Origin of the sequence: Cohaesibacter celericrescens (assembly GCF_002866925.1) — a bacterium.
Classification (GTDB): domain Bacteria; phylum Pseudomonadota; class Alphaproteobacteria; order Rhizobiales; family Cohaesibacteraceae; genus Cohaesibacter; species Cohaesibacter celericrescens.
On sequence record NZ_PKUQ01000047.1, the window covers coordinates 193,435 to 206,858 of the forward strand.

General features: G+C 50.8%; 12 protein-coding genes. 1 reads left to right on the forward strand and 11 read right to left on the reverse strand.

The window, feature by feature from the left end:
* Positions 1–358: 358 nt before the first annotated feature.
* The 4 genes from C0081_RS18980 to C0081_RS18995 all read right to left on the reverse strand — a co-directional run bounded on the left by C0081_RS18980 (position 359) and on the right by C0081_RS18995 (position 3,966).
* Complete coding sequence (locus C0081_RS18980; protein WP_101535425.1) at positions 359–1,639, reverse strand: TRAP transporter large permease; 1,281 nt, start codon at positions 1,637–1,639, stop codon at positions 359–361.
* A 3-nt stretch (positions 1,640–1,642) separates the two neighbouring features.
* Positions 1,643–2,164, reverse strand: a complete 522-nt coding sequence (locus C0081_RS18985; protein ID WP_101535426.1) for a TRAP transporter small permease — start codon at positions 2,162–2,164, stop codon at positions 1,643–1,645.
* Between the two features lie 86 nt (positions 2,165–2,250).
* Positions 2,251–3,231, reverse strand: a complete 981-nt coding sequence (locus tag C0081_RS18990) for a C4-dicarboxylate TRAP transporter substrate-binding protein (protein WP_101535427.1) — start codon at positions 3,229–3,231, stop codon at positions 2,251–2,253.
* A gap of 30 nt (positions 3,232–3,261) precedes the next feature.
* Positions 3,262–3,966, reverse strand: coding sequence for a GntR family transcriptional regulator (locus C0081_RS18995; protein WP_101535428.1), 705 nt, complete (start codon positions 3,964–3,966; stop codon positions 3,262–3,264).
* A 213-nt stretch (positions 3,967–4,179) separates the two neighbouring features.
* Between C0081_RS18995 and uxuA the strand changes: the two genes are divergently transcribed.
* Positions 4,180–5,379 carry a mannonate dehydratase gene (gene uxuA / locus C0081_RS19000; protein WP_101535429.1) on the forward strand — a complete coding sequence of 400 codons (1,200 nt, stop codon included), beginning with the start codon at positions 4,180–4,182 and terminating at the stop codon, positions 5,377–5,379.
* A 111-nt stretch (positions 5,380–5,490) separates the two neighbouring features.
* On the opposite strand, the gene C0081_RS19005 is transcribed toward uxuA, so the two are convergent.
* From C0081_RS19005 to C0081_RS19035, 7 genes are all read right to left on the reverse strand, one after another.
* Positions 5,491–6,210 (reverse strand): response regulator transcription factor, encoded by a 720-nt coding sequence (locus C0081_RS19005; protein ID WP_101535430.1) that lies wholly within the window; start codon positions 6,208–6,210, stop codon positions 5,491–5,493.
* 30 nt (positions 6,211–6,240) lie between these two features.
* Positions 6,241–7,449: a GAF domain-containing sensor histidine kinase gene (locus C0081_RS19010; RefSeq protein ID WP_101535431.1), complete on the reverse strand. Its 1,209-nt coding sequence runs from the start codon at positions 7,447–7,449 to the stop codon at positions 6,241–6,243.
* A 149-nt stretch (positions 7,450–7,598) separates the two neighbouring features.
* Positions 7,599–8,558, reverse strand: coding sequence for an ABC transporter permease (locus tag C0081_RS19015; RefSeq protein WP_101535432.1), 960 nt, complete (start codon positions 8,556–8,558; stop codon positions 7,599–7,601).
* On the reverse strand, positions 8,558–10,072 hold the full coding sequence (locus tag C0081_RS19020) for a sugar ABC transporter ATP-binding protein (RefSeq protein ID WP_101535433.1): 1,515 nt from the start codon (positions 10,070–10,072) through the stop codon (positions 8,558–8,560). Before C0081_RS19020 ends, C0081_RS19015 begins: the two co-directional genes overlap by 1 nt.
* On the reverse strand, positions 10,069–11,208 hold the full coding sequence (locus C0081_RS19025; protein ID WP_101535434.1) for an ABC transporter permease: 1,140 nt from the start codon (positions 11,206–11,208) through the stop codon (positions 10,069–10,071). The genes C0081_RS19020 and C0081_RS19025 overlap by 4 nt, the downstream gene beginning before the upstream one ends.
* Complete coding sequence (locus tag C0081_RS19030; protein WP_101535435.1) at positions 11,174–12,199, reverse strand: sugar ABC transporter substrate-binding protein; 1,026 nt, start codon at positions 12,197–12,199, stop codon at positions 11,174–11,176. The genes C0081_RS19025 and C0081_RS19030 overlap by 35 nt, the downstream gene beginning before the upstream one ends.
* Positions 12,200–12,265: 66 nt before the next feature.
* Positions 12,266–13,171 carry an SMP-30/gluconolactonase/LRE family protein gene (locus C0081_RS19035; RefSeq protein ID WP_373235852.1) on the reverse strand — a complete coding sequence of 302 codons (906 nt, stop codon included), beginning with the start codon at positions 13,169–13,171 and terminating at the stop codon, positions 12,266–12,268.
* Between the last annotated feature and the right edge of the window lie 253 nt (positions 13,172–13,424).

Here is a 13,424-nt window from a genome sequence, read left to right on the forward strand (position 1 = left end):
TCTGATATACAAGACTGCCGAACACAATGGTCTTTGTTGAAGACGTCAAGAATGGTGGTTACGAGCGTGCGGACGAGTTTTTCGTGATGCCCGAAGAGTATTGCACCAAGGCCACGATCAAATTTCACAAAGGTAGCGGCGCAAGCCGCTCAAAATCGGGCCGGTGTCATAGCCGGTCCAATTCTGCCGTTTATCAGCAGATATATGCCGCACAGCAACTCCATCATTCCTGCCATGAAGTCCAGCCTATTTGGAATGATCCGGTGGTAAAAAAGGCGCAAAGGGGTCCTGCGGCATCGCAGTATCGATTTCACTATGATCGTGCAACTGGTCCAACCTGATGCTCCAAATTTGAATATCACCCAAAGGCCCAGTTTGGCAAAAAGAGCACCAGTTCAGGCACGAAGAGCAAAAGCAGCACCAAACACAGAATAGCAAGCAGGAAAGGCAGACTTTCCTTGATATATTCGTCAATCGGTACATCGAGCAGACTGCAAACGGTAAACATAGCCACTCCGACTGGTGGCGTCATCGACCCGAGCGTCACAATCGTCATCATCAAGATGCCAAAATGAACAGGATCAACCCCGGCGCTCTTGATGACGGGCACGAAAATCGGGGTGAGCAGCAGAACCAGAATGGTACTCTCAAAGAACAGGCCGGAAAAAAGTAGAAAAATCAGGATCACACCCACCACTATATGCGGCTCTGAGAAAGAGCTGAGCAGAAAGGCCGCGACGCTTTGCGGTATTTGCATGAAGATGATGGCGAACCCGATCATACCACTCATCAGGATGATCAGCATGATCATGCCAATGTCGGACAACGCTTGCCCGAAAGCCCGCTGAATGGTTTCAAAGGTCATCACTTTATGTGCAATTGTGCCAATCAAGATTGAATAGACGACGGCAAAAGCACCAACCTCTGATGGGGTGAAAATGCCGCCGCGAATTGAGATGATGAGCAGAACTGGAAAGAGCAAGGCCCACTTGGCCTCCCAGGCAGCTTTCCCCATTTCTGGGAGGGTCGGTTTGGTTGCTTCCTTGATCACATAATTTCGCTTCTTGGCAATGACGAAGGCGGTGACCATCAGAAACATCATCATCAGAACGCCAGGCACGATACCAGCAAGGAACAACCGCCCAATAGAGACCTGCCCGACATAGCCATACAGGATGAGCCCGATGGAGGGTGGAATGGTTGCGGTGATAAGGGAGCTGAGCGCAATGGTGGCCGCTGTGTATCCTTTGGTGTAGCGGTTGGCTAACATTTGCGGGCCGAGCACGCGGGCTTCCATGGCAGCATCGGCCACGGCAGAACCAGAGACCCCGCCCATCAGGGTTGACAAAAAAATCGAAACCAACGCCAGCCCGCCAGACATCCAACCAAGGGTTACCTTTGAAAAATGGAACAGGCGATCCGTAATATCGCTTTCATTCATCAAATGGCCAGCCAGCACAAAGAAAGGCACGGCAAGCAGCGGGAAGCTTTGGGAAACGGTAGCGATTTTCTGCACGCCGATGGAAATGGGCATGATATCGGAGGTCAGAAAAAACACGAAACCGGAAATGCCAATAGCAAAGGCGACCGGAGCCCCTAATAGCATGAGGGCGGCAAAAATAGATGCAATCAGTCCCATGGCTCAGGCCTCCGCTTCTTTGTTGGATTTTGTTGCGCCGTTGGTGCGTGTGAAAACCAGACGCTGGTCTTCTGGCCCCGAGCGCCAAGATTGAACCAGATTGGAAACAATCGAGATGGATAAAAGCATCGAACCCACGGGCACCGCAATTGTCACCCAGGCATAGGACAGGCCGGAATCGCCAAAAATACGTTGCCAGTTGAGCATGGTTAGTTTGTATCCCTCACGGGCCAACAACAACAGAAAGGCAACAAACAAGAGAGCCATTGCCGTTTCGATCAATCGACGCGCCGCGTAGGGAAATAACCGCACAAGATAATCCACGCCAAGATGGACACGTTCGCGCATGGCGCGGGTGGCTCCAATGAAACAGAGCCAGATGAACAGGAGTTGAGCCAAGTCCACTGACCAGATTAGCGGATGGCCAAAGAAGCGCATGACAGCAGCGATGAAAACCAGAAAAGTGATCACTGCCAGCAATATGACTCCGATCACAAATTCGATTTTTCCCAGAAAACCCGGCATAGCGACGTTACCTTTTGGTTGAGACTTTTTGGCCTGACCGACGCGGGAGGCTCCGCGTCAATCATGTTTGCTTGGGTCTGAGAGATTTACTTGGCAGCTATCGCACGCAGCGTATCGCGCAGATCGCCATACCCGAGGTCATCATAGACCTTGGCAGTGGCATCCTTGAACGGCGTAACGTCGATTTCGCGAACCGAAACGCCCTTTTCTGCCAGTTCTTTTTCAATTGCCTCAAATGATTCGAGCGTGCCATAGGAGGCAATATCCCCGGCCTTGAAGGCTTCGTCTCGCAAGACTTTCTGCAAATCAATCGGCAAAGAATCAAACCATTGCGCTGATGTGACCATGCCGGTAATCAGATTGATGTGACCGGTTTTTGTCACGTGGGTGATCACCTCGTCCAATTTTGCCCCAACGATTGCTGGCAATTGCGCTTCAGCAGCATCAATGACGTTGGAGGAAAGAGCCGAATAGACCTCGCCCCATGGCATTGGGGTCGGGGTTGCACCCATCGCAGCGATGGTACCGGTCCAAACTGGTGCGCCCGGCGTGCGCATGCGAATACCGTCCAGATCGGCAGGAAGATTGACTTCCTTGTTGGTCAGCAGGTGACGCTCACCCTGCCACCAATTGAAGCTAAGAACCTGATGACCAGACGACTTGCGCAATTTGTCAACCCATTCCTCGAACAGGTCCGAAGTCACAACTTTGCGGATGCCTTCATAGCCATTAGCAAGGAAAGGGGCCCCTAGGACGCCAAATTCATTTTGGAAAACGGCCAAGCGTCCACCATCGACGATTACTGCCACAGGAGCGCCTGCTCGGGCTTGTTCGAGAACATCCTCATCAGGGCCAAGTTGGGAATTGGGGAAGAGAATGATTTCGAGACGTCCACCGGATGCCTCCTTCATATTGGTCTGAAATGCTTCCAGACCCGCATAGAGGGGATCCGATGTAGCAAGAGCGGTGTTGATGCTCAAGGTGTAATCTGCAGCCATTGCGGCTGTGCTCATAAGGCTGACTACTGCGCTCGCCAAGGCAAGTTTTCCGAGTGTGATAGGTGTCATCTGGTATTCCTCCCAAAGTCGGGAATGGGATCAGCCATCCCCTGGTTCAAATAATTCAGGCTTCACTTGTGCAATCGCGGGCAGATCAATGATGATCTTCCGCAGGTGGGACCGCATAGCTGCTTCGGCAGCTGCGGCATCATTGGTTGCAATGGCCGTCACGATGGCCTGATGCTGTTCCAGCAAACTAGAGGTGTCGAGCTCGATGAGGCTGAGATAGCGGACGCGATCCATCTGCGCTTTCTGGCTTTGCACCACCGCCCAGGCGCCGCTTTTCTGGGCCGCTTCTGCGAGGGTCTGGTGAAACAGCTCATCGAGGTGAATGAAAGCATCAGGGTCATCGGCTCGCACCGCTTTTGTTTGATGCTTGATCTGACTGTTCAATTCACGATCAAGGGCGGCATCATGGTCTGCGGCAAGAAGCTTGACTATATCGGCCTCTATTGCTTCCCGTACGAAACGCGCATCAAGAACGGCATTAATTGAAATTTTTCGTACAAAAGAGCCACGATTGGGCAAAACATATAGCAAGCCATCATTTGTCAGTTTGATAAAGGCCTCTCTAACGGGTTGACGTGACACGTTGAACCCGCTGGCCAACTCCGCTTCAGAAATACGGCTTCCCGGCGTCAGCTCGTTACGGATTATCTGCTGGCGTACGATGTCATAAATCTGCGGAGCAACAGGCAATCGTAGATCTATGTCTTTCTTTTCCAGCGGCTCTATCAAAACCATGAATTCCTCCAATTGCTAACCACCATACCGGCCTACCGCCATACTTGTCAACCGGCATTCGCTGTGGTAATGAACTTACATCACTTTGAAATCCGGTTACATGACGGGCAACATTCTGTGTTTCAACCGGTTTCGCATTGCATTCATTTGCCTGTTTGTACTCCGTACTGCAACAGGCTAAATGCACATAGGCAAAAGTTGTAGGAGATAGTCATGCGGCAGACTTGGCGTTGGTTCGGTCCTAAGGATCGCGTTGGAATTGAAGATATGTTGCAGGCTGGTGTTGAGGGCGTGGTCAGCGCGTTGCATCATATTCCAACGGGTGATGTCTGGAGCGCTGAGGAAATTACCAGGCGTCAACAGGCCATTGCATTCAAATCCGATGGGTCTACCTCCGGTCTGGCTTGGGATGTCGTTGAAAGCCTGCCCGTCTCCGAGGACATCAAAAAACAGAGCGGACTTTGGCGCACCCATATCGCCAACTACAAACAGAGTATGCAGAATCTGGCCGATGCTGGTCTTGAGACCATTTGCTACAATTTCATGCCAGTGCTCGATTGGACCCGAACAGACTTGCACTATCGACTGCCGACCGGCGCGACCTGCATGCGGTTTGATTTGATCGACTTTGCCGCCTTTGATCTCTTCATTCTGGAAAGAGCAGGCGCTGCGGATGACTTCCCACAAGAGGTGATTGCCAAAGCCCAAGAGCGCTTTAACCGTCTCCACGAGGAGGGAAAAGAATTGCTTACTAGGTCAATCATCTATGGGTTGCCCGGCGATGCTGAAGCGCCATCTATGGAAAAAGTCAGGGCCAATCTGGCGGAATATGAAAACATTTCGGCCGACCAATTGCGGTCGAATTTCATTGCATTTCTGGAAGAGGTTGCCCCGGTAGCGCAAAGTCTGGGCCTTCGCTTGTGTTGCCATCCTGATGATCCGCCTTTTGGACTTTTGGGCCTGCCGCGCATCATGTCAACAGAAGCGGATTACAAGTTTATGATGGATGCAGTCGATATCCCGGCCAACGGCATCACCCTCTGCTCGGGGTCATTGGGCGCGCGGCCCGACAATGATCTGCCTGGTATGATGAAGCGGTTGGGAGAACGCGTCCATTTCCTGCATTTGCGCAACGTGGTTCTGGAGAGTGATGACGTGAAAGGCTCATTCTATGAGGCCGAGCATCTAGGGGGGCACACCGACATGGTCGCTCTCATGAAAGCCGCTCTTGCAGAAGAAGATAAACGCAAAACTTCTAACAGGAGTGACTGGTCCATTCCTATGCGGCCAGACCATGGCCTCGATATTCTGGATGATCAGAATCGCCAAGCCCAACCGGGCTATCCTGCCATTGGTCGATTGAAGGGCTTGGCTGAATTGCGCGGTATCTTAGCCGCACTTTCCCATTCTTGACCACGGATTAAGGTCTATATTTTATTTGGATTGGATGGCAAAATTCAACGATCGAACCGCACCATCCAATGGTTGATTAACTGTAGAAAGGGCATTGGCAATGCCGGAGCATCAACGCCCGTTGAGATTCTTATTCAAAGTCTCAAGCGTTTTGCCGTTAATCTGACGCGAAATCAGAGCAAGGGCAACGGCTCTGTTGCGGCGATTGAAGGTTGCAGCGCGATTGCCGTTTGGCTCGTTGCTGAGGCCCAGTTTAGAATAGATGCTTTGCAATCGACTTTGAACTGTGCGCATGGAGACGTTCAGTCGTTCCGAAATTGCGCTGTCTGTCAGGCCAAGCGCGATATCCAAAAGGACCTCATATTCAACGTCCGTTAAGGCTTCATATTTGTCTCTGGCACGCTTTTGGATGCCGACAACTTCATAATCTATAATGGTTTGTTTGTCGTCGAAAATTCCCTTCATCGCGCGTTCAAGGCGTCCCGAAGACGCGGATTTGAGCAAGTAGCCGTAAACTGTATCAGGAGGGGCAACTTTGGCGATGCCACGAACATAGGCTTCATCGGCGTAATTGGACCAAAATAGAATGGGGGCTTGTGGTGTTTTTGCCCAAATAGCCTTGGCAACGTCAACTCCATTGATTTTAGGGATTTGTAAATCAAGGATGATGGCATCGGGCCGATAGGTGAGGGCAATATCCAGTCCTGTTTCGCCATCGCAGGCTTCCTGAACATCAATGAACCCCATGACGGGATCACTGACCACTTTGCGCAGAAATTCCCGATGTAAAAGATCGTCTTCCACGATCAGTATAGAACGTCCTTGTGCCATAATTTTTGTTTTTCCAATGTCTATGCGACGTTACTGATCTGCGTGATAGTTCAATGTTAATTCGGCTGATTTACCTGGTCGACTGAAAGTTATTTCCGCACCGATGAGGGACGCCCTGATCTTCATATTCAGCAAGCCTCCGCAACTGGCAAAATCCTCTTGCTGGTAACCCCTGCCATTATCACTGAATATAATTTTTGCGTCCGAACCATTGCTTTGAAAAACCACATTGATTTTAGTGCAACCGGAATGGCGCAACGCGTTGTTTCCCGCTTCTTGCAAAATCCGGTAGATTGTGATGCGCATTTTGAAAGGCAGGTCATCAATGCAACCGTTGGATTGATCGACAAGCTTGATTGCTACAGGCATCCTTGTTGTTTGGATTTGTCGCTCCAAGCGCGCTCCCACGGCCGCTGTGAGTCCAAACATTTCCAGCACAGTAGGTTTGGCATCGTCAACGATTTGGCGTAAATCCAATAGACAGCACCCGAGGTCTTCCTTCAGCGCCTCGATATCATCGGCATCGAGATGATCGATAGATCCCAGCCTGCGTTGAATGCGCGAGAGATCCGCTAATGTCTGGTCGTGCAAGTCCATCCCGATTTGCGCCCGTGCGCTTTCTAGCTCATCGGTTACATAGCGCGCGCCGGTGCGTAGACCTTCAAGACGGGCACTTTCTTTCACCCGGTTGATCTCGGTGACACGCACGAGTTCCGATTGCCACAGGGCAAAGAAATAGGGGCCGATTAAATCACTGAGCAGCTTGGCATTTGCGACATGGGTGATTGTGTAAATGTCAGGTTTAACCGAAGAAATTGAAAGGGCCCCGATGAGTTCACCCGCCACGCGGACCTGTACGTGAACGCGCGACCGCAATTGATGGTCATGGATCGGTTTGTTGAACATACTTGTTATGGTAAAACGAGGATCTTGCATCGCGTTTGGCGTGATCAAGTGCTCGACCTTGCCTAAAAGAATATCCCTGATGGGGCTGGTGGATACGCTCTTGCGATTGATACCACCCCATTCGGTTTGGATTCCGGTCTCATAAGCGACAAGATTCTCTTTGTTTTTATCGAGAATGACCACATCTATGTGATTGTGTGGCAGGATGCCTTGAATTTCGTCAGAAACAGCGTCGATGACCGCCTGATAGCCCACCCGACCGGCGATGGCCCGCGTAATGTTGAACACCTGTTCGGTCGTGAAATTTGCCGGAATGGTTGGTTTGTCAGGCATGGTGCATCCATAAGCAATTAGCTGCTTTAGGCTAATATGCGTTTGACGCAAAGCGATCCATGCGCAACCACACAGTTAAACTCACTATGAAAAATGAGCGGGTAATCCCGCTCATTATAGTCTTCATTGCTCGGACAGGAAAGCTGCGGTCAACCGATTTTCGTATTTGCCCATTCCGTCATCGAAAGGGCCAAGACTATGATACCGCCCTTAATGATCAGCTGGTAATCGATCGGCACATTGAGAATGTTAAAGCCGTTGTTGAGCACAGCAAGAAACAACACCCCCATAATGGTGCGTGCCACAGACCCCTTACCGCCCAAGAGGCTTGCTCCACCAAGGACCACTGCGGCGATAACATCCAGCTCTGTACCGAACTCACCATAGGTTGCCGCCGCAGTATGAACCTGCGAGCTTTGCACGATGCCTGCAAGTGCGGCCCCCATGCCGCAGATCATATAGGTCATGGTTTTGACCAACCGGATTTTTCGGCCAGATAAATAGGCCGCCCGCTGATTGTCTCCTATGGCTGCAACTTGCAGACCAAAGGTCGTCTTCCTTTGAATGAAAATCAGCAAGCCACTGACGATGACAAACAGCCAGATGGCAAAGGGAATGCCAAGCAGATAGCCATTGCCGATGAAATCAAAACCGGGCTGATTTCGCACAAGGTGCAAATCTGGCCCGCCCGCCAGAAGCGCTGAGCCCCTAATGATAGAAAGCATACCCAGTGTGACAATCATAGCAGGAAGACTGAAAAAGGAAATGATAGCGCCACTGATAGCACCGGTTATGGCTCCCGCTGTGATACCCAGAATGACAGCCGGAATCAGAGGAAAACTGGCCACATGCAGGAAATAGAAAACCACCAATCCCGAGGTCGCCAACACAGGCCCGACTGATAGATCAATCCCGCCGGTCATGATAACGAATGTCATGCAGACCGCCATGATGCCGGTGATTGACATTTGATAGACAATAGCAGTGAAATTGGAAGTGGTTAGAAAGACCGGTGCCAGAATGCCAAACAATGCGATAACAATAAGCAGAGCCACCGGCATGGCATAGGTCGGGATTGCGGCCCGTATATCAAAATCTGTCGTCAGCATTACGCAGCTCCTCCGCTGATCTCACGCACCAACTCTTCTTGAGTGATGTCGTTGGCATCACTGACCCGGGTTAATCGTCCGGCCACCATGACTGCGACCCGATCGGCGACGGTCATTACCTCTTCCATGTCGGATGAAACAATGAGAATGGCGGTGCCTTTCTCTTTTAGCTTGCGCAAAATGCTGTAAATTTCGGCCTTAGCGCCAACATCGACACCTACCGTTGGCTCATCGAGAAACAGAATTTTGGGGTTGATTTCAAGCCATTTCCCCAACAGTACTTTTTGCTGGTTACCACCGCTGAGGCGTTTGACAATCTTTGAGCCATCGGCTGGGAGAATGTTGAGCTCCTCGATCTGGCGCTTTACCACAGCTTTTGTCGCTTGGTTGTTCCAGAAGCCAAGTTTTGAAACCTTATCAAGGGCAGCAAAGACAAGATTCTCGGCGATGGAATGCTCCAGCAACAACCCGTCTCGTAGGCGATCTTCTGGTACGAAGCCGATTCCGGCCGCTATCGCTTGAGATGGTGTCGTGAACTGCTCGTCTTTGCCATCCACCTGCAACAAGCCCCCTGTGAATTTGGCCGAGCCAAAAATAGAATGCAGTAATTCAGTGCGTTTAGATCCGATCAGTCCGGTCAGACAAAGAATTTCGCCTTCATACAGATCAAGGCTGATATCCTTAAAGACGTTCGTCAATTCTAGGTTTTGGGTAGATAGGACCACTTTTCCTGTGCCTCTGGGGTGGCGGGTTTGTTGAGCCGAAGCTGAAGCCGCCGCGCCCAATTCTTTGCCTACCATCAGATCGACCAGTTCGGGGCGCGTGATTTCATCAATCGGTCCGCTCCAGATGATCGACCCATCCCGCATAACGGTGGTCGCATCACAGACCTGAAACACCTCATCCAGTACATGGGAGATATAGACAAGTCCCACGCCGCACGACTTGAGATGGGAAATGGTTTGGTGTAGCTTTTTGACTTCTGAATGAGACAACCAAGCTGTTGGCTCGTCCATGAGGATGACCTTGGCATCAAGCGCCAGAGCTTTGAGGATCTCGACTTCTTTTTGCTTAACAGTCGCCAACGTGGACACCTGTGCATCAAGATCAAGGTCAATGTGATATCGCTCCAGCAGTGCTTGCGCTTGTTGACGCTGGCTTTTGCTATCGATAAAGCCAAATTTGGTTTTGGGCGGGCGGCCCAGAAACACATTGTCGAGCACAGTGAGAGCCGGGATCAGGTTGGAATGCTGATAAATGCAGCCAACGCCGCGCTCTAGCATTGCCAGTGGACTACCTGTGGGCACTTCAACACCACCCATGAGCAACACACCTTCTGTGGGGCGGTGGGCACCCGTCATAATTTTGATCAGGGTAGACTTGCCAGCCCCGTTGCTGCCGCACAGACCGTGCACTTCACCGGCATGAATGGCAAAATTTGCATCATTCAGTGCTACAAATCGGCCGAATGTCTTTTTGAGATGTTTGCCTTCCAAAAGCACTTGCCCAGTCATGCTCTGCTCCTGTTTTGCATTTCCCGGATTTTGCGGATCCGCAGTTCGGACAGCAACTTGTCATAGCCAATTGCACCGATCAGAATGAAACCTGTAATGATTTGCTGGACGAATTGGGAAATGCCCAACAGAGTCAAGCCAAGCAGTATGGTTCCCAGCAGGAAAGCCCCCAGGATAGGACCGAAGGCATTGCCAATACCGCCCTGTAGACTAATCCCGCCAATCACCGCAGCAGCAATGGCCGTGAGCTCCATACCATTGCCCAGTGCTTCTGTTGCTGTCGTCAGTCGCGTCACCAGAATGATGGCTGCGATGCCCGCGCACAAGCCGGATAGGGCATAGGCGCTGAGCAGCGTCATTTTGACGTTGATGCCAGCAAGGCGTGCCGCTTCGGGGTTGCCGCCAACGATTTTGAAATTCATACCAAACTGGCTTTTGCTCAAGAGGGTCTGAATGACAATAAAGAGGCCAACCAACAGAAAAAAGGACAGGGGCAACCAAGGCAGTTCTATATATTGATCAAGGCCGGTGAGACCGCCGATATCGAGATAGGAATCCCACCCTGTCATCCACGGGTCGGTGATTGGTTGGGTTGCCATGTCCGGGAAAAGCTGACGACCCGAAATTGCATAAACCACACCTCGGTAGGCGGCCAAAGTGGCCAAGGTTGCCACAAAGGGCTGAAGCCTGAACCAAACAACGAGCACCCCGTTGAAGGCGCCGGCTGACAGTGTGACCAGCAACACAAGTGGGACTGCAAAATAGCCTGGAACTTCATAAATCACGCTGAGATCAAACAACACCATTCCACCAAGAGCGAGAATGGAGCCGATGCTCAGATCAATACCACGCACCATGATGGGGAAAGACTGGCCAATGGCCAATATGGCGATGAAAGAATACCCGACGAGCAGATTTTCCAAGTTGGACGCCGTGTTGAAATAGGGCGCATAAAAACAGAAGAATACGTACAACAGAAGGAAAAATGCCAGCAGTTCAATGTTCGGTAGTTGGCGCAAGCGTGCCATAGTCAGTACCTTGCTTGAGAGGAAAACAAAAACCGCTGCCATGGCGGCAGCGATTTTTTTGGTTTGGGCTTGATTACCAACGCTGAGCTGGCTGGATCGAAGCAACATTTTCAGCTGTAGCGATCGTGTAAGGCATCAGTAGTTTGGCCTGCTTTTTGAAGTCTTTGGCCGTAACCCCGCCCGAAACGAAGACAGAAGCCGCCGCCGCTGCAAAGCGCCCTTGCTGATAAACGTCGGTGAACTGGGTGCCTGTCAATTCGCCGCGTTCTATGGATTCCAGTGCAGCGGTTTCGCCATCATTGCCGAAGATGACCATCTTGTCGAGAATCTGCTTCTGTTTGGCGACATCAACAGCGCCCAGTGCCATAGAGTCATTGACCCCATAAACGCCAGTAATGTCTGGCTGAGCAGTCAAAATATTGGACAGAACGTCCTGCGCTTTTTTGCGAGACCAATCAGCAACCTGATCTGCGGCAATCTGGATGTCGGGATAGTATTTTTTCATTCCATCAACAAACCCGTTGGTCCGCTGGTCGCGAATGATAATGCCTGGAGGTGCATTGAGAATGGCGACTTTACCTTTACCACCCATGCGTTTGCCCATTTCCTTGGCAATATCCATGGCCCCGTAATAATGGTTCATTTCCACATGGGCAGCATGTTCCTCAGAAGCATCAATGTTAAGTGTAATAACGGCAACCCCACGACGGCGGGCTTTTTTGATAGACGGACCAACTGCGACACTGTCAATTGGTTGAAGGAAGATAACTTTGGTCCCTTCATTGATAAGTGTATCAATCAGGCTGACCTGTACTTCTACTTTATTCTGGCCATCTAGTTGTTTGTAATCAATATTCTGCTGGGTAGACAGCACCTCTTCCAAACCGACACTCCAGGCAGAGGACACGGTGTGGGGCTGAATCTGGACAAAAGCCATCTTGACCATTTCATCCGAAGTTGCTGCCTGCGCTTGTCCATTGCTACCAAGCATAAGATCCGGGGTTACCAACCCACCTCCCAACGCAGCAGATCCCAAAGCTATTCCTTTAAGAAAATTGCGGCGTCCTTCTCTTTCGGTTTTTTCCACTTTATCTGACATTCTCTTCTCCCATTTAAAAATTATTCAGATTGGCTCCCACAATCGGCAGACGGCCGACCGGTTGACTTATGCTCCTCCCGTGACGGCGACATACACGGCATAGACTGAGCTTGAGGCTGTGATGAACAGACGGTTGCGTTTTTTGCCGCCAAAGCAAAGGTTCGAGACCGTTTCGGGTATTGCGATATAACCTTTATGCGACCCGTCTGGGCCGTAGGTTTCAACACCTCGGGCAGACGACGACCAAAGATTGCCTTGGGTGTCTGTGCGAATTCCGTCTGGCACGCCATGCTCGATTTCAGCGAAAACACGCTTGTTGCTCAAAGAGTCGTTTTCTCCGACATCCCAAGCAAAAATATGGTGATAGCCGTCGCTAAAATGGGATCGGCTGGAATCCGCGACATAAAGGGTTTTCCCATCCGGTGAGAAAGCCAGTCCATTTGGCATTTTTAGCGAGGTAATCTTGGCGACGACATCTCCAGTGTCAGGATCTATGCGATAGACATAGCAGCCGTCCTGTTCGGGCACAGATTGTTTGCCCTCATAGTCACTTAGAATGCCGTAGGATGGGTCTGTGAACCAGACGGATCCATCTTTGGTCACAACGACGTCATTGGGTGAGTTCAGTGGCTTGCCCGCGTGGTGACGGGCAAGAACCGTCTGACTGCCATCCCATTCAGTGCGAACAACAGAGCGCACTAGATGCTGGCACGAAATAAGGCGCCCTTGTAAGTCCGTTGTGTTGCCATTGCTATTATTGCTGTTATGAGAAAAAATCCGGCAGCCCAGATCCGGCACCCATTGCCATAATCGATTGTTCGGGATGTCCGACCACATCAGAAAATCCCCTGCCGGGAAATAGACTGGCCCTTCGGCCCAAAGCATCCCGGTATGCAATCGTTCAATCGCCACGCCGGGCAATGTCATTTTTTTATATTCGTCGCTAAAATGATGGATCTCAGCCTTTGGCACCGTAATTCTCCTAAGCCTGCAGTCAGCTTCTTTGCACTGAAATTATCAGGTTGAAAAACGTTTCATAGGGGATGGCTTGCATAAATTATGCGGGAACCCGCAGTTGGCGGCTTACTCTTGTCGGGGGGGGGGCATGTGTAATTTGGATGGCATTGTCAGACAAACTTGAATCTGATCCAATAGGGCTGAGAAGACCGCGTTAATCAGCAAAAGGGTGGGGCAATTTTAGGCTCTGACGCATATTTGCTGTTTT